This window comes from Pseudomonas poae, assembly GCA_028869255.1.
GTDB lineage: Bacteria > Pseudomonadota > Gammaproteobacteria > Pseudomonadales > Pseudomonadaceae > Aquipseudomonas > Aquipseudomonas poae_C.
Genome location: CP110972.1, coordinates 343,885 through 363,484 on the forward strand (window position 1 = coordinate 343,885; position 19,600 = coordinate 363,484).

General features: G+C 61.2%; 16 protein-coding genes and 4 pseudogenes. 7 read left to right on the forward strand and 13 right to left on the reverse strand.

The window, feature by feature from the left end; genetic code table 11:
* Positions 1 to 1,122 precede the first annotated feature (1,122 nt).
* From LRS56_01600 to arcD (LRS56_01625), 6 genes and pseudogenes are all read right to left on the reverse strand, one after another.
* Positions 1,123 to 2,631 (reverse strand): sigma-54-dependent transcriptional regulator, encoded by a 1,509-nt coding sequence (locus LRS56_01600; GenBank protein ID WDU63301.1) that lies wholly within the window; start codon positions 2,629 to 2,631, stop codon positions 1,123 to 1,125.
* Positions 2,632 to 2,736: 105 nt separating this feature from the next.
* Positions 2,737 to 3,099 (reverse strand): DUF5064 family protein, encoded by a 363-nt coding sequence (locus tag LRS56_01605; GenBank protein ID WDU63302.1) that lies wholly within the window; start codon positions 3,097 to 3,099, stop codon positions 2,737 to 2,739.
* Between the two features lie 18 nt (positions 3,100 to 3,117).
* Positions 3,118 to 4,047: a carbamate kinase gene (gene arcC / locus LRS56_01610; GenBank protein ID WDU63303.1), complete on the reverse strand. Its 930-nt coding sequence runs from the start codon at positions 4,045 to 4,047 to the stop codon at positions 3,118 to 3,120.
* A gap of 162 nt (positions 4,048 to 4,209) precedes the next feature.
* The gene (locus LRS56_01615) at positions 4,210 to 5,220 is read right to left on the reverse strand and encodes an ornithine carbamoyltransferase (GenBank protein ID WDU63304.1); all 1,011 of its coding nucleotides are present in this window, start codon (positions 5,218 to 5,220) and stop codon (positions 4,210 to 4,212) included.
* 67 nt (positions 5,221 to 5,287) lie between these two features.
* Positions 5,288 to 6,545: pseudogene (gene arcA / locus LRS56_01620) on the reverse strand (arginine deiminase).
* A 24-nt stretch (positions 6,546 to 6,569) separates the two neighbouring features.
* Positions 6,570 to 7,997, reverse strand: coding sequence for an arginine-ornithine antiporter (arcD, locus tag LRS56_01625; protein ID WDU63305.1), 1,428 nt, complete (start codon positions 7,995 to 7,997; stop codon positions 6,570 to 6,572).
* 424 nt (positions 7,998 to 8,421) lie between these two features.
* Here arcD (LRS56_01625) and arcD (LRS56_01630) point away from each other — a divergent pair.
* A pseudogene (gene arcD, locus LRS56_01630) lies at positions 8,422 to 9,848 on the forward strand (arginine-ornithine antiporter).
* Positions 9,845 to 10,105: a hypothetical protein gene (locus LRS56_01635; GenBank protein ID WDU63306.1), complete on the forward strand. Its 261-nt coding sequence runs from the start codon at positions 9,845 to 9,847 to the stop codon at positions 10,103 to 10,105. The pseudogene arcD (LRS56_01630) and the gene LRS56_01635 overlap by 4 nt, the downstream one beginning before the upstream one ends.
* Positions 10,106 to 10,202: 97 nt before the next feature.
* Here LRS56_01635 and LRS56_01640 read toward each other — a convergent pair whose 3' ends face one another.
* The 7 genes and pseudogenes from LRS56_01640 to LRS56_01670 form a co-directional block, all read right to left on the reverse strand.
* Positions 10,203 to 11,552 carry a CoA transferase gene (locus LRS56_01640; GenBank protein ID WDU63307.1) on the reverse strand — a complete coding sequence of 450 codons (1,350 nt, stop codon included), beginning with the start codon at positions 11,550 to 11,552 and terminating at the stop codon, positions 10,203 to 10,205.
* A 40-nt stretch (positions 11,553 to 11,592) separates the two neighbouring features.
* Complete coding sequence (locus tag LRS56_01645) at positions 11,593 to 12,936, reverse strand: HAMP domain-containing sensor histidine kinase (protein WDU63308.1); 1,344 nt, start codon at positions 12,934 to 12,936, stop codon at positions 11,593 to 11,595.
* A gap of 67 nt (positions 12,937 to 13,003) precedes the next feature.
* Positions 13,004 to 13,470 (reverse strand): annotated as a pseudogene (locus LRS56_01650) (LTXXQ domain protein).
* A 266-nt stretch (positions 13,471 to 13,736) separates the two neighbouring features.
* Positions 13,737 to 14,414, reverse strand: coding sequence for a response regulator transcription factor (locus LRS56_01655; protein ID WDU63309.1), 678 nt, complete (start codon positions 14,412 to 14,414; stop codon positions 13,737 to 13,739).
* Between the two features lie 7 nt (positions 14,415 to 14,421).
* Entirely contained in the window at positions 14,422 to 14,829 is a 408-nt protein-coding gene (locus tag LRS56_01660) for a translation initiation factor 2 (protein ID WDU63310.1), read from the reverse strand.
* Positions 14,830 to 14,936: 107 nt separating this feature from the next.
* Complete coding sequence (locus tag LRS56_01665) at positions 14,937 to 15,236, reverse strand: YciI family protein (protein WDU63311.1); 300 nt, start codon at positions 15,234 to 15,236, stop codon at positions 14,937 to 14,939.
* A gap of 1 nt (position 15,237) precedes the next feature.
* Positions 15,238 to 15,834 carry a septation protein A gene (locus tag LRS56_01670; protein ID WDU63312.1) on the reverse strand — a complete coding sequence of 199 codons (597 nt, stop codon included), beginning with the start codon at positions 15,832 to 15,834 and terminating at the stop codon, positions 15,238 to 15,240.
* A gap of 87 nt (positions 15,835 to 15,921) precedes the next feature.
* On the opposite strand from LRS56_01670, the gene LRS56_01675 reads away from it, so the two are divergent.
* The 5 genes and pseudogenes from LRS56_01675 (at position 15,922) to LRS56_01695 (ending at position 19,511) form a co-directional block, all read left to right on the forward strand.
* The gene (locus LRS56_01675; protein ID WDU63313.1) at positions 15,922 to 16,785 is read left to right on the forward strand and encodes a PHP domain-containing protein; all 864 of its coding nucleotides are present in this window, start codon (positions 15,922 to 15,924) and stop codon (positions 16,783 to 16,785) included.
* A gap of 13 nt (positions 16,786 to 16,798) precedes the next feature.
* Positions 16,799 to 17,428 carry an L-threonylcarbamoyladenylate synthase gene (locus tag LRS56_01680; GenBank protein ID WDU63314.1) on the forward strand — a complete coding sequence of 210 codons (630 nt, stop codon included), beginning with the start codon at positions 16,799 to 16,801 and terminating at the stop codon, positions 17,426 to 17,428.
* 120 nt (positions 17,429 to 17,548) lie between these two features.
* Positions 17,549 to 18,248: pseudogene (locus tag LRS56_01685) on the forward strand (ScpA family protein).
* Positions 18,249 to 18,260: 12 nt separating this feature from the next.
* A complete protein-coding gene (scpB, locus tag LRS56_01690; GenBank protein WDU63315.1) occupies positions 18,261 to 19,199 on the forward strand; it encodes an SMC-Scp complex subunit ScpB in 939 nt (312 codons plus the stop codon).
* 120 nt (positions 19,200 to 19,319) lie between these two features.
* Positions 19,320 to 19,511 (forward strand): DUF1289 domain-containing protein, encoded by a 192-nt coding sequence (locus LRS56_01695; protein WDU63316.1) that lies wholly within the window; start codon positions 19,320 to 19,322, stop codon positions 19,509 to 19,511.
* The last annotated feature ends 89 nt before the right edge of the window (positions 19,512 to 19,600 follow it).

The following is a 19,600-nucleotide window of genomic DNA, read 5'->3' on the forward strand; positions in this document are numbered from 1 at the left end:
TCAGGGCCAGATTCGTCTGGTGGACGGGATGGGGTAATGGGGAGTTGCCTAGCAATATCGCGGCCAACGTTATTAATGCGTTATGAATCAATGGTTTGGTGTTTTTGGGTTTGACGGGGGTGGTTTTGGTTGTAGCGATTTCGATACGGTTGGGGTGGGGAAAAAAAGCCTATGTGGATCAAAGCCTTGCATGGCGTGCAAAAATTTGGGGTGGAGTGATATCGTTACGCTGTAGCGCTTTCAGTACAGTGGGGGTCGCTTTTGGGGTTGAGCATGGGCTTTGGTACATATCCGTTATTTGGGTTGCGGCGGGGATTGGTTCCGCTCTTACAGCGGGTCACTTTTGGAAAAGCGCCAAAAGTAACCAAAAACGCTTCGCCCCATCACTCGGCACCTCGCCTCCGGCTCGGTGTGCCCTCACTCCGGCTTGAATCCGTGGGCCGCCGCGATGGGCCATCCATGGCCCAGCGCGGCTAACCCGGCGTCCTGCCGGGTTGCCCACGGATTCAAGCCTGCGTTCGGCCATCGTGATTGACGGGGCGCCTCAGATCACGATCAAAAGCCCTAGATCAAAAGATCGCTGACTTCGTCAGCGGTAAGGATGTAAGGGCCAGATCAAAAACAAAGCGAGGCGGCCTGACAGCCGACCTGAGCCTTAAGGCGGTACCCGGTCCAAATGTGGGAGCTGGCTTGCCTGCGATGGCATCAACCCGGTGTGCCTGATGTACCGAGGTGCCTGTATCGCAGGCAAGCCAGCTCCCACAGAAAAGCACCCCACTGCGCACGCCGAACCGCTCTTGATCTACACCACTCAGGTCGGCTACTAGGCCGCCGTGCTCTGCTTTTGATCTTGATCCTAGGCGCCCCATTAACCACGCTGGCCGCACGCAGGCTTGAATCCGTGGGTAACCCGGCAGGACGCCGGGTTAGCCGCGCTGGGCCAAGGATGGCCCATCGCGGCGGCCCACGGATTCAAGTCTGCGTGCGGGCACACCGAGCCGGAGGCGAGGTGCCGAGTGGTGGGGCAAGAGCCTTTTGGTTACTTTTGGGCTCTTTTCAAAAGTGACCCGCTGTAAGAGCGGAACCAATTTCAGCCACTACCCAAATAACGGATAAGCCCAATCAAACCTTATTCGGAATACCGTACTTACGCAGCCGATGCGCAATCGCCGTGTGCGAAGTCTGCAGTCGGCTGGCCAACTGCCGGGTCGACGGATAGCTGGCATAGAGCTTCTCCAGCAAGCTACGTTCAAAATCGTCCACCGCCTGCTCCAGGCTGTCGACTTCGCCGTCACTCTGACGCGCCACCGAGGTGCCAGCTATGTCCAGGTCACCGATGTCCACCAAGCTGCTCTCACAGATAGCAGCAGCGCGAAAGATCACATTCTGCAATTGGCGCACATTGCCCGGCCAACGGTTACCCAGCAGCGCCGGGTACGTGCCGGGCGCCAGTCGGCACACCGGGCGCTGGATCTGCGCGCAGGCTTGCTGCATGAAGTAGCGGGCCAGAAGCAGAATGTCCTGACCTCGCTCGCGCAGCGGCGGTACTTCAACGTTGAGCACGTTAAGGCGGTAAAACAGGTCTTCGCGGAAGGTGCCCTCGCTGACCATCTTTTCCAGGTCGCGGTGGGTGGCGCTGAGGATCCGCACATTGACCTTGACCTCACGGTCGCCGCCCACCCGGCGAAAGCTGCCGTCGTTGAGAAAACGCAGCAGTTTGGCCTGCAGGTACGGCGACATTTCACCGATTTCATCGAGGAACACCGTGCCCTGGTTGGCCAGCTCCATCAGCCCCGGCTTGCCGCCACGCTGCGCACCGGTGAACGCGCCGGGGGCGTAACCGAACAATTCGCTCTCGGCGAGATTCTCCGGCAGCGCCGCGCAGTTCAATGCCAGAAACGGCGCACTGTGGCGCGCACTGATGGCGTGGCAGGCGCGGGCGACCAGCTCTTTGCCGGTGCCGGTTTCACCCTGGATCAACAGCGGCGCGTCCAGCGCCGCCACCCGTTGCGCCCGGGCCTTGAGGGTGCGAATCACCGGGGACTCGCCCAGCAGCGCATCAAACCCTTCGGCATGGTCGTGGTGCAGCGCCGACAATTGCTCGCCGATGCGGTTGGGCTGGTAGAGGGTCAGCAGGGCGCCGGCGTCGGTGATCGGTGTGGCGTCGAGCAGCAGGGTCTGGCCGTTGACGCTGATCTCGCGCAACGGCAAACGGAAGCCGTGTTCCAGCAAGGTGCCCAGCAGCGCCGGGTCATCGAACAGCTCGGCGATGCTTTCCCCGGCGGGTTCGCGGCCGTAGAGGGCAATCAGCGCAGGGTTGGCCAGCAGGATCTTGCCCGCACTGTCCAAGGCCAGCACCGGGTCGGTCATGGCCGCGAGCAGGGCGTCGAGTTGCAGGTGGCGGCGCTGGCCGGGGAGGATGTCGACCACCGTCACGGCCTGCACGCCGTGCACGCTGAACAGCGCGTCACGCAGTTCTTCAAGCACCTCGGCGCTGAGGGTCGGGGCGTCGATGTAGACGTTGGGCGGCACCATCTCCACCGCATCCAGGTTGAGATTACGCCCACCGAGCAAGGCCAGGACTTCCTGGGTAATGCCGACGCGGTCGATGAAGCTGACGTGGATACGCATGGGGGCTGGCGATTCTGCAGAGCGAGAGGCGGCAAGTATGCCTTGGAGCGGATGGAGATCAAAATGTGGGAGCGGGCTTGCTCCCACATTGGATTTGCGCTGTTCTTACTCCAGGTGTTCAGGCTTGATCGGATCCCCTGCCTTCACATCCAACTGATGCCGCACATCCTCGAACATCAAGTCGTACTGCTTGTGCATCGAGCCGTTCAATACCGCAATTTTCGGCATGCCGTATTTCTGCGCGATGTTCATGGCGTGCCGGGCGAAGTCGAACGCCTGGTCCTTGGGCAAAAAGAACTCTTCCTTGAGGTCCTTGCCCTGCACCGAACCGTGCAGCTTGAAGAGCATTCCCTTGCCTTCCTTTGGGTCCTGGCTGACCTCGTAGTCGATGCACAGGTTGTAGCTGTAGTCATCCTTGTTCAGCGCGTGACGTTCAACGTGCAAGTGACCGGGTTCAAAGGTGGCCATAGGCGTATCTCCTCTACTTCACAGATAGGTGATGCCAGGTTTTGCCGTGCTGATGCGTGTACCGGCACTGCCCTGGACGATGGCTTCGATGTCCGAGAGTGAACCGATGACGGCGGTTTTGCCAGTCTGGCGGGCGAACTCGCAGGCTGCTTGCACCTTGGGCCCCATGGAGCCGGCGGCGAAGCCGAGGTTTTCCATTTCATCGGGATGCGCCTGGCCGATGGCCTTCTGGGTCGGCTTGCCGAAGTCGATGAATGCGGCGTTGACGTCGGTGGCGATCACCAGCAGATCGGCGTCCAGTTGGGCGGCCAGCAGTGAGGAACACAGGTCCTTGTCGATCACCGCTTCAATGCCCTTGAGCTTGCCGTCTTCGCCATACATCGTCGGGATACCACCGCCACCGGCGCAGATCACGATGGCGCTTTTTTCCAGCAGCCATTTGATTGGGCGGATTTCAAAGATGCGTTTGGGGCGCGGGCTGGCAACCACACGGCGATATTTGTCGCCATCCGGGGCGATGGCCCAGCCTTTTTCGGCGGCGAGCTTTTCGGCTTCGGCTTTGGAATACACCGGGCCGATGGGTTTGGTCGGGTTCTGGAAGGCCGGGTCTTTGGCGTCCACTTCTACCTGGGTGAGCAGGGTGGCGAACGGCACTTCGAAGTCCAGCAGGTTGCCCAGTTCCTGTTCGATGATGTAGCCGATCATGCCTTCGGTCTCGGCGCCCAGCACGTCCAGCGGGTAAGGCGACACACTGGTGTAGGCCGCTGCCTGCAACGACAGCAGGCCGACCTGCGGGCCATTGCCGTGGGCGATCACCAGCTCGTTGCCGGGATGGATCTTGGCGATTTGCTCGGTGGCGATCCGGATATTGGCGCGTTGGTTGTCCGCGGTCATGGGTTCACCACGGCGGAGCAGGGCGTTGCCGCCCAGGGCTACGACGATGCGCATAATGCGATCCTTCTAGAATTCAGCAAGGTCTCTGAGCGAAGAGCAATCAATGTGGGAGCCGGGCTTGCCCGCGATGGCATCACCCTGATGTTCCTGAGAAACCGAGGTGCCCGCATCGCAGGCAAGCCAGCTCCCACATTGACTGAGTTCCACACTTAAGATTTAGATATCTGCGAGTGCCGACACCAGAATCGCCTTGATGGTATGCATACGGTTTTCCGCTTGCTCAAACGCGATGTTGGCCGGCGACTCGAACACTTCCTCGGTCACTTCCACGCCATTGGCCAGGTTCGGATAACGTGCGGCGATGTCCTTGCCCACTTTGGTCTCGCTGTTATGGAACGCCGGCAGGCAGTGCATGAACTTCACGCGGGGGTTGCCTGAGGCTTTCATCATCTTGGCGTTGACCTGGTACGGCAGCAGTTGCTCGATACGCTCGTCCCACGCTTCCACCGGCTCGCCCATCGATACCCAGATATCGGTGTGGATAAAGTCCACGCCTTTGACCGCTTCTTTCGGGTCTTCGGTGATGGTGATGCGCGCACCGCTTTCTTCAGCGAATGCCTGGCACTGCTTGATGAAGTCGGCATGTGGCCACAGCGCTTTCGGCGCGCCGATGCGCACGTCCATGCCCAGCTTGGCGCCGATCATCAGCAGCGAGTTGCCCATGTTGTAGCGCGCATCGCCGAGGTACGCGTAGCTGATGTCATGCAGCGGCTTGTCGCTGTGCTCGCGCATGGTCAGGGTGTCGGCGATCATTTGCGTGGGGTGGAATTCGGCGGTGAGGCCGTTGAACACCGGCACCCCGGCGAACTTGGCCAGTTCTTCGACGATTTCCTGCTCAAAGCCACGGTACTCGATGGCATCGAACATCCGGCCCAGGACGCGGGCGGTGTCTTTCATGCTTTCTTTGTGGCCGATCTGCGACGACACCGGGTCGATATAGGTGACGTGGGCGCCCTGGTCGTGGGCTGCGACTTCGAAGGCGCAACGGGTGCGGGTCGAGGTTTTTTCGAAGATCAGCGCGATGTTTTTGCCCTTCAGGTGCGCACGCTCGGTGCCGGTGTATTTGGCACGTTTGAGGTCACGGGACAGGTCCAGCAGGTAGTGCAGCTCGCGGGTGGTGTGGTGCATCAGCGAGAGCAGACTGCGGTTGCGCATATTAAAAGCCATGATGGATCTCCTTGGGTTTCGGTTATCCCCCTGGCCACTGCTGGATAAGCAGCGGCCAAGGCCAAAATTAATAGTCGATAGGGTCGCGGATGATCGGGCAGGTCATGCAGTGGCCGCCGCCACGGCCACTGGCCGAGTTCACCGGCACTGATGGTGATCACTTCCACACCGGCCTTGCGCAGCAGGGTGTTGGTGTAGGTGTTGCGGTCGTAGCCGATCACCACGCCAGGCTCCACGGCCACCACGTTGTTGCCGTCGTCCCATTGCTCGCGTTCGGCGGCGAAGCTGTTGCCGCCGGTCTCGACCACGCGCAGCGCCTTGAGGTTGAGCGCTGCGGCGACGGTTTCGAGGAAGTTGGTTTTCTCGCGCTGGATGTCGATGCCGTGGGGCTTGCTTTCATCCGGGCGGAGGGTGAACGGCACGATCTGATTGACCACTTCGGGGAAGATGGTGACCAGGTCGCGGTCGCAGAAGCTGAACACGGTGTCCAGGTGCATCGCGGCGCGGGATTTCGGCAGGCCGGCAACGATCACACGCTCCACGGCTTTGTTCTTGAACAGGTTGCGCGCCAGTTGGCCGATGGCCTGGTGGGACGAGCGTTCACCCATGCCGATCAGCACGACACCATTGCCAATCGGCATCACGTCGCCGCCTTCGAGCGTGGCGGCGCCGTGTTCCTGATCGGGGTCGCCGTACCAGATCTGGAAGTCGGCGTTGGTGAACTCGGGGTGGAATTTGTAGATGGCCGAGGCCAGCAGGGTTTCCTGGCGTCGCGCCGGCCAGTACATCGGGTTGAGCGTCACGCCGCCGTAGATCCAGCAGGTGGTGTCGCGGGTGAACTGGGTGTTGGGCAGTGGCGGCAGAATGAAGCTTGCGTGGCCGAGGAAGTCGCGGAACATCTCGATGGTCTTGCCACCGAAGCTGCTCGGCAGGTCATCGGCCGACACGCCACCAATCAGGAACTCGCTGATTTTGCGCGGCTCAAGGCTGCGCAGCCAGGAGCCGACTTCATCGACCAGGCCCAGGCCGACGGTATTGGAGGTGATCTTGCGCTCCAGGATCCAGTCCAGCGCTTCGGGGATGGCAACGATGTCGGTCAGCAGGTTGTGCATTTCCAGCACATCAATGTCCCGCTCGCGCATCTTGGTCACGAAGTCAAAATGGTCGCGCTTGGCCTGGGCCACCCACAGCACGTCATCGAACAGCAGTTCATCGCAGTTATTGGGGGTCAGCCGCTGGTGGGCCAAACCTGGGGAGCACACCATGACTTTGCGCAGTTTGCCGGCTTCGGAATGTACGCCGTACTTCACTTTTTCCGTGGTCATTACAGATCCTCCAGTGAACATCAGTTACAGAGTCAGGAAGCCGTCGTAGAGGCCATAAGCAGCCACCAGGGCGCCAATGACGACTGCGGCGAAAATCAGCTTCTCGACGTTGGTGAAAATCGGTTTGCCCAATTCATGCTTGGCCTTGGCGAACAGAATCACGCCAGGGGCATAGAGCAGGGCGGACAGCAGCAGGTATTTGGTGCCACCGGCATAGAGCAGCCACACCGCATAGACCAGAGCGATGGCGCCGATGAACAGGTCTTTCCTGCGTTCGCGCAGGGCGTTTTCGTAGGTTTCGCCGCGCACTGCCAGCAGCAGTGCGTAAGCCGCCGACCACAGATAAGGCACCAGGATCATCGAGGTGGCGAGGTAGATCAGCGACAGGTAAGTGCTGGCCGAAAACAGCGTGATCACCAGGAAAATCTGAACCATGGCGTTGGTCAGCCACAGCGCGTTGGCCGGCACATGGTTGGCGTTTTCGCGGCGCAGGAACTCCGGCATGGTGTGGTCCTTGGCGGCGGCGAACATGATCTCCGCACACAGCAACACCCACGACAGCAGCGCGCCCAGCAGCGAGATGATCAAGCCGACGCTGATCAGCACCGCGCCCCAGTGGCCCACCACATGCTCCAGCACGGCAGCCATCGACGGGTTCTGCAGTTTGGCCAGTTCCGGCTGGGTCATGATCCCCAGGGACAGCACGTTCACCAGCATCAAAAACAGCAGCACGGTGATAAAGCCGATCACGGTGGCCTTGCCCACATCGGAGCGTTTTTCCGCACGGGACGAGAAGATGCTCGCGCCTTCGATGCCGATAAATACCCAGACGGTGACCAGCATCATGTTGCGCACCTGGTTCATCACGCTGCCCAGGTCGGGGTTTTTCACGCCCCAGATATCCGCGGTAAAGATGTCCAGTTTGAACGCGAACAGAGCGATCAACACAAACAGCACCAGCGGCACCACCTTGGCGACCGTGGTCACCAGGTTGATGAACGCGGCTTCCTTGATCCCGCGCAGTACCAGGAAATGCACGGCCCACAGCAGTACCGACGCGCCAATCACCGCCGCCGGGGTGTTGCCTTCGCCGAAGACCGGAAAGAAGTAACCGAGGGTGCTGAACAGCAATACGAAGTAGCCGACGTTGCCCAACCAGGCGCTGATCCAGTAGCCCCAGGCCGACGAAAAGCCCATGTAGTCGCCGAAACCGGCCTTGGCGTAGGCATACACACCGCCGTCCAGGTCGGGTTTGCGGTTGGCCAGGGTCTGGAACACAAATGCGAGGGTTAACATGCCGATGGCGGTAATTACCCAGCCGATCAGCACCGCGCCCACGTCGGCACTGGCCGCCATGTTTTGCGGAAGTGAGAAGATCCCGCCACCAATCATTGAGCCCACGACCAAGGCAACCAGTGCGCCGAGTCGAAGTTTTCCGGGAGATTCAGACATCGCATAACTCCAATGCAGGAGAAGAGAGACCACAGAATAAATCCGTGCGCTAATCAAACAGCTGACTCAGATCACTTCATTGGCACATTCCATTGTGAATTAATGACTTAGGGGGGAAAACCCTTGGGCAATACTTTTCCTCGGAAAGGCGCTTTCCAGAGCGGTCTCTCCGTTGTAATTAATTATTTAGTCTGCGCTGTGGTCGTTTGAAGCTAGACCGTTTTGCCGAATGTGCAAACTTTTTCCAGCCGTCCGTCCAAGTAGCAAGTGCTGGCGTTATTTAAAATCTAAATAAGCCTAAACTTTATAAACTGTCATGCCATTGCGTTATGAGCCTGTGGGTTTTATCGCAGTATTTAATAAACGCTACACTCGCTGAGTTAATTCGTTTGTCAGCGCAATTATTATTTGTTCAGGAGTCTGCATGTCTCAACCGGCCCAGAAACTTCGACTCAGCGCCCTGATTGCCCTGGTGGTGGGCTCGATGATCGGCGGGGGGATTTTTCTTTGCCGCAGAACATGGCGGCGCGTGCCGAGGTGGGGGCGGTGCTGATCGGTTGGGCGATCACCGCCGTCGGCATGCTGACCCTGGCGTTTGTGTTCCAGACCCTGGCCAACCGCAAGCCGGACCTGGATTCCGGGGTGTATGCCTATGCCAAGGCCGGTTTTGGCGACTACATGGGTTTTTCGTCGGCCTGGGGTTACTGGATCAGTGCGTGGATGGGCAATGTCGGCTACTTCGTGTTGCTGTTCAGCACCCTCGGCTACTTCTTTCCGGTGTTCGGCCAGGGCAATACGCCGGTGGCCATCGGCTGCGCGTCGCTGCTGCTATGGGCGGTGCACTTTCTGGTAGTGCGCGGGATCAAGGAGGCGGCCTTCATCAACCAGATCACTACCGTGGCGAAGGTCGTGCCGCTGGTGATGTTTATCGTGATCGCCGGCGTGGCGTTCAAGGCCGATATCTTCACCCGGGATATCTGGGGCCTGGGCAACCCGCAGTTCGGCAGTGTGGTGGATCAGGTGCGCAACATGATGCTGGTCACCGTGTTTGTATTTATCGGCATTGAGGGCGCCAGCGTCTATTCGGCGCGGGCCGAGAAGCGCTCGGACGTGGGCCGCGCCACGGTGATCGGGTTTCTCGGAGTGCTGGCGCTGCTGGTGCTGGTCAACGTGCTGTCTCTGGGGATCATGAGCCAGCCGGAACTGGCGCAATTGCAAAACCCCTCGTTGGCGGGCGTGCTGGAACATATCGTCGGGCCCTGGGGCGCGGTGCTGATCAGCCTCGGGCTGGCGGTTTCGCTGCTGGGGGCGTTGCTGTCCTGGGCGCTGTTGTGTGCTGAAATCCTCTACGTCACTGCCCATGACAAGACCATGCCGGCCTTTCTGAAAAAGGAAAACGCCAATCAAGTGCCGGTCAACGCCCTGTGGCTGACCAATCTGATGATCCAGGCCTTTCTGGTGATTACGCTGTTTTCCCACAGCACCTACACCACCCTGATTTACCTGGCCTCCTCGATGATCCTGGTGCCCTACCTGTGGTCGGCGGCGTATGCGGTGCTGTTGAGCGGGCGCGGCGAAACCTATGACGGCGCCCAGCGCCAGCGCTTCAAGGACCTATTGGTGGGTTTGATCGCCCTGGGCTACGCCGTGTGGCTGCTGTATGCAGGCGGCCTGAAATACCTTCTGCTGTCGGCGCTGCTGTATGCGCCCGGTGTGATCCTGTTTGCCCTGGCCAAGCGCGAGCAGGCCCAACCCTTGTTTACCCACGTGGAAAAAGGCATTTTCAGCTGCGTGATCGCCGGCGCGGGGCTGGCGGCGTATGGGCTGTACAGCGGGGTATTGTCGTTGTGAGATTGGCGTATCAGGCGCCCTATGACTGGGCGGCGATGTTGGGTTTTTTTGCGGCGCGGGCGATCACCGGGTTGGAGACGGTGGTGGCAGGTGTGTATCGACGCAGTATCAGCGTGGGCGGGCGGCATTACCGGGCATTGGCGACTGGACCGCGCAGTACATCGCGGATGCGTTTGCGTCGGGAGATATCGCGCTGGCGGCCTTTGAGGGCGTATGCGGCGCAGCATTTGTGGACGTCGTTGCAGCGGGTGGATTGATAGCGTCTGTACGGGCCCTATCGCGGGCAAGCCCGGCTCCTACAAGTGAATGCATTCCAATGTGGGCGCTGGCTTGCCTGCGATAGCGGTGTTCAGGTCACCACTGCGGTCGATGTGAACCCAATTCCCCCGCCGGCAAGTCCCACTGCAACGGCGTGCCGCTGATGGTCAGCGGCGCCAGCAAGCGATGGGCCTGGCCCCAGGCCGTCTGCTCCACCACCAGGCCCTGATCCCCCGGATCTTCAGCCCGCAACGCCAACTGCTGCGGTACTTGCCCCGCGTCCACCAGCAGCTTCGCCGTACGCGCCAATGACAACCGCGCCGAGCCGCCACGGCCGGTTTTCAGCCGTTGGCTTAACGCCTGAATCGCACTGGCCGCCATCAGGTAGCCGGTCGCATGGTCCAGTGCCTGCACGGGCAGCGGCAACGGTTTGTCCGATTGTTTCCAGGCCATGCCGGCGTCGGCAATCCCGCTGCTCATCTGCACCAGGCTGTCGAAACCCCGGCGATTACGCCACGGGCCGCTCCAGCCGTAGGCGTTGAGGCTCACGTCGATCAGGCCGGGGGCAATCTGTTGCCGTTCGCCAGCGGCGTAGCCCAGTTGCTCCAGGGCATCGGCGCGGTACCCGTGGAACAGAACGTCGGCGTCCTTGAGCAGGCTTTCAAAAACCTGGCGGCCTTCCGGCGTTTTCAGGTCCAGGCGTGCACAGCGTTTGCCCAAGGTCATCTCCGGGACCACGCCCGGCTCGTTCCAGCTGGGCGAGTCGATGCGCAGTACATTGGCGCCCAGGCCCGCCAGAAAACGACTGGCCACCGGGCCGGCCAATACGCGAGTCAGGTCCAGCACCTTGATCCCGGCCAGGGGGCGGGCCACCGAGCCGAGCCAGGGTTTGTCAGCGGTGGTTTCAAAGAGCTGACGCTGCACCAGCGCTTCGGCATTCACCGCCAACCCTTGCGGATGTTGCTGCCAGGCTTGCCAGGTACGCATCTGCGCCGCACAGCCAGCTTCATCGACAATCGCCTGTTCCAGCTCGGCCACATTCCATTTGGCGACCTTGCCGGCCATCTCGGCGCGGTCATTGACCTTGCCGAGTACCCGCTCGGCGGCGGCACGGTGATGAGGGGCGTTGGTGTGCAGGCGAATCCAGCCATCGGCCCCGGCATAATCGCCGGCGACCGGGTCCCACAGCGGCGGCGTTTGCCAACCCACTGGGCGCAGGGAGGAAGAGAACCAGAATGAGGCAAGGCGTCGGTCCACGCTGACGCCGGGCAAACGCCCGGTTTGTTGTTGGATCAACTCGGCGACAGCCTGGCCGGCGGTGCCGATGCTGGCGCCGGCCAGGTCGGTGACGGCAAAGGCCGAGGGCAGGGCGCCGACCTCGGTCAGGGTCAATGGGGTTTGCGGCAGATCGAGTGCGGCTTGGATGGGAGTCAGCAGGTCAGTCATCAAAGGCCCTCCGTATGAGAAGGGCCACTATAGAAGATCATTAGGGCGGTGTGACAACCCCGGGTTCCAGGGGCAGGTCGATACTGGCGATGAAGCCGCCCTCGGCATGGTTCGCCAGGAACAGGCTGCCGCCATGGCGTTCGGCCGCTCGGCGTGCAATCGCCAGGCCCAGGCCGTGGCCTTGCGCCGTCTGGCCGGGGGCGCGGTAGAACGGCTCGCCCAGTTGACTGAGGTGTTCGGGCTCTACGCCGGGGCCGTGGTCGCGCACGCTGATGATGATGTGCTCGCCGTGCAGATGTGCCTGCAGCTCAATCGGCTGGCCCTTCGGATTGAAGCGTTGGGCATTGCGCAACAGGTTATCCAGCGCCCGTTCGATCATGGTTGGCCAGCCCTTGAGGCGCAGGTCGGGTTCGCTCCTCAGTTGCACCACCTGGTCCGGCGCGCCGAGTTGGGCGTCTTTTTGCAGGGCCTTGAGCAGCAAGTTGAGGTCGACCTCTTCGGCGCTGGCGTTGTCGGCATCGACGCGGGCCAGTACCAGGATTTCGCTGATCAGCGCTTCCAGGCGGTCGCATTCGCGGGTCAGGCGCGGCCAGAGTTTTTCCCGCTCTTCGGGGCTGGCGCGTTCGGCCAGGGCCAGGGCAATGCGCAGGCGCGCCAGGGGCGAACGCAGCTCGTGGGACACATCCCGCAGCAACTGGCGCTGGCTGCCGATCAGGCTTTGCAGGCGTGCACCCATGCGGTTGAAATCGGTCGCGAGCACGCCGAACTCATCGCGCCGGTCGGCCAGGCGCGCCAGGCTGTTTTGCTGGTAGGTAGTCTGGCCAAGGTCATGCACCGCGCCGCGCAGGCGGCTGAGCGGGCGGGTGATGGACAGCGTCACCAGCAGGCTGAACAGGGTCAGCACCACCAGGGCAATCGCCAGCGCGCTCAATGGCCATAGCAGGCTGTTACGGTGCCACGCATCCAGTTCGGGATGGGGGATGCGGTAGATCAGCAGGTAGGTGTCGCCGGTTTTTTCACTGGTGTACTCGGCGGTCAGGCGACGCCAGGGCAGATGGCCGTCCTGGCTGTCATTCTGCCGGGCTTCGAAGGCGGCGGCGCGGCGCGGGAAGGTGCCGCGCACCACCGGCTCGCCGCTTTCGTTGAGCACTTGCACGTCGATGTGGTACTGGCGTTTGCGCTGTTGCAGCAATTCCTGGGCCGCGTCCTCGCCCTGGGCTTCGTAGAGTTGGGTCCACTCTTCGGGCAGGTTGTTGAGGCCGGGATGACGGCTGAGAATCCAGGCATCTTGATTAAGCATGTGCCCAAGCAGGATCGACAACCCGGCAACCAAGGCGATGGCCAGCCAGAAACTGGCCAGGATGCGCCAGAACAATGAACGCACAGGGAACCCTCAAACAGGAAAAGCCCAGCGGCGCGAGCCACTGGGCTGGGGAGTTAACGCTCGCGCATTATTGCGCTTTTTGCGGCTGTTGCGCTTTCCAGGCCTGGAATTCCTTCCATTCGGCGCGGCGCTGTTCTTGCTTCTTGACGATTTCGTCGAATTTCTTCTGTTGGTCAGGCTTGAGCACGGCACGGATATCCGCCTGGGTTTTCTGCTTGCCGGCGGCGATCTCATCCTGCATGGCTTTCTGGTCGGCGGCCGGGAGTTTGTCCAGGTACTTTTTGACTACAGGTCTTTGCGAGCGTGCCATTGGTCGCCCATCAGCTTGCCGATTTGCTCGCGCTGTTCCTTGCTCAGGTCCAACTGGCTGAAGGGGCCGCCTTTGCCACGCGGACCGTGTTCACCGCCGTGGCCCGGGCCACCCATCATGTGGCCGGAAGGTTCGCCCATCGGGCCTGGGCCCTCTGGCATGGCGGCCATGGCAACGGTTGGCAGGGCAGCGGCGAACATCAAAGCGATAAGGGTCTTGCGCATGGTGATTCTCCTGTCTCTATTCCGGTGAGTCCGGATGTGAGTAGATTACTCAGATCAAGGTCAGCGGCAGTCAGGGAGGGTAAAGCTTGCGTAAAGAGGGTTTTGTTGCGAACTGACAAAACTTTCAGGCGTTAGGCATTCATATGTGGGAGCGGGCTTGCTCGCGAATGCGGTGTGTCAGTCTATACAGTGCTAGCTGACCCACCGCATTCGCGAGCAAGCCCGCTCCCACACAAGCCCGCTCCCACAGGGAATAGTGTTGATGCTCAGGGTGCGTAGTAGTAACCACGACTGCGCAACGCCACGATCCGTGGCCGGCCATCCGGGTGCGGGCCGATCTTCTTGCGCAGGTTGCTCACGTGCATGTCCAGGCTGCGATCGTAAAGGGTCAGCTTGCGGCCCAGGGCGATCTGCGCCAGTTCCTGCTTGTCCAGCGGCTCGCCGGGCTGGCGCAGCAAAGCTTCCAGCAGGCGGCTTTCGGAGACGGTGAGGGTGAATTCCTGTTCATCAATGCTGACCACGCCGCGCACCGGGCTGAAGCACAGGTCGCCCAGTTCCAGTTGGGTGGACACCGCGGCCGGGTGGCTGCGACGCAATACGGCCCGCAGGCGGGCGGTCAGCTCGCGTGGGTCGCAGGGTTTGGCCAGGTAGTCGTCGGCGCCGAGTTCCAGCCCGAGGATGCGGTCCAGCGGTTCGCCACGGGCCGAGAGCATCAGCACGGGCAGGTCCGGGTGGTCGTTGCGCAATTGCTTGAGCAGCTCAAGGCCACTGCCGTCGGGCAGCATCACGTCAAGCACGACGGCCGCCGGGGCGCTGTCAGCCAAGGCTTTGCGAGCGCTCAAGCCATCGTGGCAGGCGCGCACCTGGAACCCTTCCTGGCTCAACCAACTGGTCAGCAGCTCACAGAGCTCCTGGTCATCATCTATCAGTAACAGCTCGCTCATGACTCACTCAATTTAGCCATTGTCGACGGCGACGGTGCCCACCGCTGGCGAAGATCCCGCACAGCAAGGCGATCAGCGCGACGGCCCCGCCGGTGACAAACCATTGCTGTTGCTCGGTCAGCCATCGGGTCAAGGCGCCGCCCTGTGTATCTTTGAGTTGCTGGGCCAGGCGTTGGTTCTCTTGGCGAAGGCGACTCAACTGGGCGCTTTCGCGGTTCGAGTCTGCGCTTTGCAGTTGCTTGCTCAGTTCTTCGCGCAGCCGTTCGCTTTCTTTCAAACGTTGCTGCAATTCGGTGATCTGGGCGCCGGCACTCAAGGACAGGGGCGTGGAACTGCCGGTGTTCGAGGTTTCTTCAGCGTGGGCCGTAGCCCCGATCATTAACACTGCCAACAGACACAACTGACGTAAGCGCATCGGAACTCCTGATTCCACACGAATATTCAGAACGTTGTCGGCAGGTTACCGCGAATAATGAGCAATTATGAGTGCGCCGTACCGATTAGGTTCGGCGCGAGCCTGGATCAAGGCAGGACTTGCTTGAACGGCTTGATCACGACGTCAGCGTAAACGCCGGCCGCAACATAAGGATCAGCCTTGGCCCAGGCCTGGGCGTCGGCCAGGGAGGCAAACTCGGCGACGATCAGGCTACCGGTGAAACCGGCATCGCCCGGGTCATTGCTGTCCACTGCGGGGTGCGGGCCGGCCAGCACGATGCGGCCTTCGGCTTGCAGTTGCTTGAGGCGCTCGACATGGGCCGGGCGTACGCTCAGGCGTTTTTCCAGCGAGTTGGCAACGTCGGTGGCAATGATGGCGTAGAGCATGTCAGTCCTCGGTTTTCGGCGTGGTGGGGTCGGTGTCATGCAGGTGGCGCGACAGGTAGATACCCTGGCCGACTAGGAACAGTACGGTCATGCCCAGGCTGCCGAAGACCTTGAAGTCGACCCAGTAGTCCTGGAAGGTAAACGCCACGAACAGATTGGCGGCGCCGCAAAACAGGAAAAACACGATCCAGGCCACGTTCAAACGCGTCCAGACCGGCTCCGGCAGGGTCAGTGCATGGCCCATGATCCGCTTGATCAGCAGGCGGTCACCGATAAAGTGGCTGCCGATAAACGCCAGGGCGAACAGCCAGTTCACCACCGGAGCTTTCCATTTAAGGAAGGTTTCGCTGTGAAAGGCCAGGGTCATGCCCCCGAAGACCAGGCACGCGACCAGGGTCAGCCATTGGCTTTTTTCCAGTTTGCGCTGGGAAATGAAGATTGCGCCGTAGACCACGACGGAGCTGATGATCAGCGCGGCGGTGGCGCTGTAGATGCCCCCGACAGTCAGCTCATGGCCTGCGATATCGATGACTCGAGGGTCGAGTTTGTAAACGATGAAAAACAGCAACAGCGGGATGAAGTCGATGAATTGTTTCACAGTAAGAGCCAGAAGCTGGATGTGGCGGCATAATAACAAACATCCTTGGTAGCGAAAGCGCCAGCTGACTTGAGGTTACACATCCCCGTGAATGTTGATTTGCACTGCCACAGCACGGCCTCCGACGGCGCCCTGGCGCCCGCGGTACTGGTTGCGCGTGCGTTTGAAAAAGGCGTGCGAGTCCTGGCATTGACCGACCACGACACCCTTGAAGGCCTCGACGAAGCCCGCGAAGCCGCGCATTCGCTGGGTATGCAGTTGGTCAACGGGGTGGAATTGTCCTGCACCTGGGGCGGCGCCACGATTCATGTGCTGGGCTACGGTTTTGATCAAAATGCCCCGGCATTGGTGGAGGCCATTGCGCAATTGCACGATGGCCGCTGGCTGCGGTCCGAAGAAATAAGCCGCAAACTCAGCCTTAAAGGCATGCCCAACGCGCTGGACGGCGCCCGCGCCATCCAGCAGGAACTGGGCGACAGCGGTAACGCACCGGCCCGCCCGCACTTTGCCGACTGGATGGTGCGTGAAGGTTTTGTGAAAGACCGCGCCGAAGCCTTTCGCAAATGGCTGGGCGCCGGCAAGTTGGGCGACGTCAAGCAACACTGGCCGACCCTCGAAGACACTGTCGGCACGTTGCGGGCCTCCGGGGCCTGGGTCAGCCTGGCGCATCCCTGGCATTACGATTTCACCCGAAGCAAGCGCCGCAAGCTGATTGGCGACTATATTGGAGCGGGCGGCCACGCAATCGAAGTGGTCAATGGGCATCAACCCGCCGATCAGGTGGGCAGCCTGGCGATTCTTGCCCGCGAATTTGGTCTGCTGGTCAGTGCCGGCAGTGATTTTCATGGCCCAGGCGGCTGGTCCGAGATCGGCGAGTATCGCCCCGTCCCGGAAGACTTGCCGCTCTTGTGGGGGCGATTCAAGCATGACCCCATTATTGCCACCGTCTGAACAGGTAGAACACGTGAGTCAATTCTTCCAGATTCATCCGGAAAACCCCCAGGCGCGCCTGATTAAACAGGCCGTGGAGATTATTCGCGCCGGTGGCGTGGTGATCTACCCAACCGATTCGTCCTACGCCATTGGCTGCCAGATCGGCGACAAGGGCGCGGTCGAGCGTGTAAGACGCCTGCGCCAACTGGATGACAAGCACAACTTCGCGCTGATCTGCAGCGACTTGTCCCAGCTTGGGCTGTTTGCCAAGGTCGACACCGGCACCTTCCGCCTGCTCAAGGCCCACACGCCCGGGCCCTACACCTTTATCCTCAACGCCACCCGCGAAGTGCCGCGCCTGCTGCTGCACCCCAAGAAGCGCACCATCGGCCTGCGCGTGCCGGAGCACCCGATTGCCCTGGCGCTGCTGGCCGAGCTGGGTGAGCCTTTGATGAGCGTGTCGCTGATCATGCCCGGCGACACCGAACCGCTGGAAGACCCGTACGAAATGCGTCAACTGCTGGAAAAGCAGGTCGACCTGATCATCGACGGCGGTTTCGGCGGCGGCAAAGCCTCCACCGTGATCAACCTGGCCGACGGCGAGCCCGAAGTAATCCGCGTGGGTTGCGGCGACCCGGCTCCGTTCATGGTCGAGGCCTGAATGTCGGCCGTGGAGACCGTCGACAGCCAGGCGGGCGCCCAGCAGGAACTGCCGTTTGCCATGGTGTATGGCCAGGCGGTGATGGAAATGCCGCTGGACCTGTACATCCCGCCGGATGCCCTGGAGGTGTTCCTGGAAGCCTTCGAAGGCCCGCTGGACTTGCTGCTGTACCTGATCCGCAAGCAGAACATCAATATCCTCGATATCCCGGTGGCGGAAATCACCCGCCAGTACATGGGGTATGTCGAGTTGATGCAGTCGGTGCGCCTGGAGCTGGCTGCCGAATACTCTGGTGATGGCCGCCATGCTCGCCGAGATCAAGTCGCGCATGCTGCTGCCGCGCTCGGAAACGGTCGAAGCCGAAGAGGATGACCCGCGCGCCGAACTGATCCGTCGCTTGCAGGAATACGAGCGCTTCAAGGCCGCCGCCGAAGGCATCGACGGCTTGAGCCGTGTGGGGCGCGACGTGGTGGTGCCCAAGCTCGACGCCCCGGAAGCCCGGGCGCGAAAACTGTTGCCGGATGTGAGTCTGGAAGAATTGCTGATGTCCATGGCCGAGGTGCTGCGCCGTGGCGATATGTTTGAACATCACCAGGTCAGCCGCGAGGCCCTGTCGACCCGCGAGCGCATGAGCGATGTGCTGGATCGCCTCAAGGGCGGCGGGTTTGTGCCGTTTGTCGAGCTGTTTACCAAAGAGGAAGGGCGCCTGGGGGTGGTGGTGACCTTTATGGCGATCCTCGAACTGGTGAAGGAATCCTTGGTCGAGCTGGTCCAGAATGAGCCTTTTGCGGCTATCCACGTGCGGGCGCGAGCCGAATAAAGAGCTGAATCGATGAATCTGACTGAACCCCGCGAACTGGCCCCGTTGCTGGAAGCCTTTCTCCTGGCCTCGGGTAAGCCGCAATCCCTGGAGCGTCTGTTCGAACTGTTTGAAGAAGCCGAACGCCCTGAACCGCCGGTGTTCAAGAAGGCGCTGGAGATTTTGCGCAAATCCTGCGACGGCCGCGCCTTTGAACTGCGCGAAGTGGCGTCGGGTTATCGCCTGCAGATCCGTGAGAAATTTTCCCCGTGGGTCGGCCGTTTGTGGGAAGAACGCCCGCAGCGTTATTCACGGGCAATGCTCGAAACCATGGCGCTGATTGCCTATCGCCAGCCGATCACCCGGGGCGAAATCGAAGACGTGCGGGGCGTGGCGGTCAACAGCCATATCGTCAAGACGTTGCTGGAGCGCGAGTGGATTCGCATCGTCGGCTACCGCGATGTGCCCGGTAAGCCGGCGATGTTCGCCACCACCAAGGTGTTTCTTGACCACTTCAACCTGAAGAACCTCGACGACCTGCCGCCGCTCGCCGAACTGCGCGAGATGGAAGCCGAGCCGGTGCTCGACTTTGACGACGCGCCGGTGCCGGCCAGCCTGCAGGAACTGGCCGACGCCACGGCCGAGCCGGAAGAGCCGAAGGACGAAACCAGTTTCCACACCTTGTTGCTGGAATTGGACGATATGGAGCAGGGCATCAAGACCGACTTCGATGACTTGCTGCGTGATGGTACGGCCGAGCCTGAAACCGAGGTGAACGTTGACGTTGAGCCGCCAGTCGAAGCAGAACCGGAGCCTGAGCCCGGGGAAGATATCCTCGGCGTGGCCGAAGCCCGGGAAAAACTTCTGGCTGCCGTCGCCGCCCTCGAACAGCCACCGCTGAGCGACGAGGAAGACGAAGCCCGGGCCCTGGCTGAAGCGATCGAGGCCGAGCGCCGCCAGTTTGAAGACTGACGCGGCGTCAGCAGGCTGGCTTGCCTGCGATACAGGTGACTCGGTCTTTTTGTTAAACCGAGGTGATGCCATCGCAGGCAAGCCAGCTCCCACCGAAGTCAGTTGCCTGGGAGCGCTCAAATGAGTTCCACCAAAGACCCCTGCATCAGTATCTGCAAGTTCACCGACGACATCTGCGTCGGATGTGGCCGCAGCAAGCGCGAAATCCGCGCCTGGAAGAAGCTCGACAAAACCGACAAGCGCACGGTGCTGGCCGAAGCCGAGCTGCGCCTGCTGGCCTTGGGCGCCACCGGTCGGCGGAAAAGCAAATGATTGCGCCCTGATCGACTAGTCTCTGATGCGCAATGCGCGCCATGCGCGTATGATTCGCGACCCTTTGGCGACCTATTCGCCCAAAGCCC

Excerpts from the sequence above, each read along its gene's own strand:
- LRS56_01615 (WDU63304.1), bottom strand. The coding sequence starts at position 5,220 with ATGGCTTTTAATATGCGCAACCGCAGTCTGCTCTCGCTGATGCACCAC.
- LRS56_01665 (WDU63311.1), bottom strand. The coding sequence starts at position 15,236 with ATGCTCTACGCCATCATTGCCACCGACGTTGCCAACTCGCTGGAAAAA.
- LRS56_01600 (WDU63301.1), bottom strand. The coding sequence starts at position 2,631 with ATGCGTATCCACGTCAGCTTCATCGACCGCGTCGGCATTACCCAGGAA.
- arcC (WDU63303.1), bottom strand. The coding sequence starts at position 4,047 with ATGCGCATCGTCGTAGCCCTGGGCGGCAACGCCCTGCTCCGCCGTGGT.
- LRS56_01660 (WDU63310.1), bottom strand. The coding sequence starts at position 14,829 with ATGCGCTTACGTCAGTTGTGTCTGTTGGCAGTGTTAATGATCGGGGCT.
- LRS56_01655 (WDU63309.1), bottom strand. The coding sequence starts at position 14,414 with ATGAGCGAGCTGTTACTGATAGATGATGACCAGGAGCTCTGTGAGCTG.
- LRS56_01640 (WDU63307.1), bottom strand. The coding sequence starts at position 11,552 with ATGACTGACCTGCTGACTCCCATCCAAGCCGCACTCGATCTGCCGCAA.
- arcD (WDU63305.1), bottom strand. The coding sequence starts at position 7,997 with ATGTCTGAATCTCCCGGAAAACTTCGACTCGGCGCACTGGTTGCCTTG.
- LRS56_01695 (WDU63316.1), top strand. The coding sequence starts at position 19,320 with ATGAGTTCCACCAAAGACCCCTGCATCAGTATCTGCAAGTTCACCGAC.
- LRS56_01605 (WDU63302.1), bottom strand. The coding sequence starts at position 3,099 with ATGGCCACCTTTGAACCCGGTCACTTGCACGTTGAACGTCACGCGCTG.
- scpB (WDU63315.1), top strand. The coding sequence starts at position 18,261 with ATGAATCTGACTGAACCCCGCGAACTGGCCCCGTTGCTGGAAGCCTTT.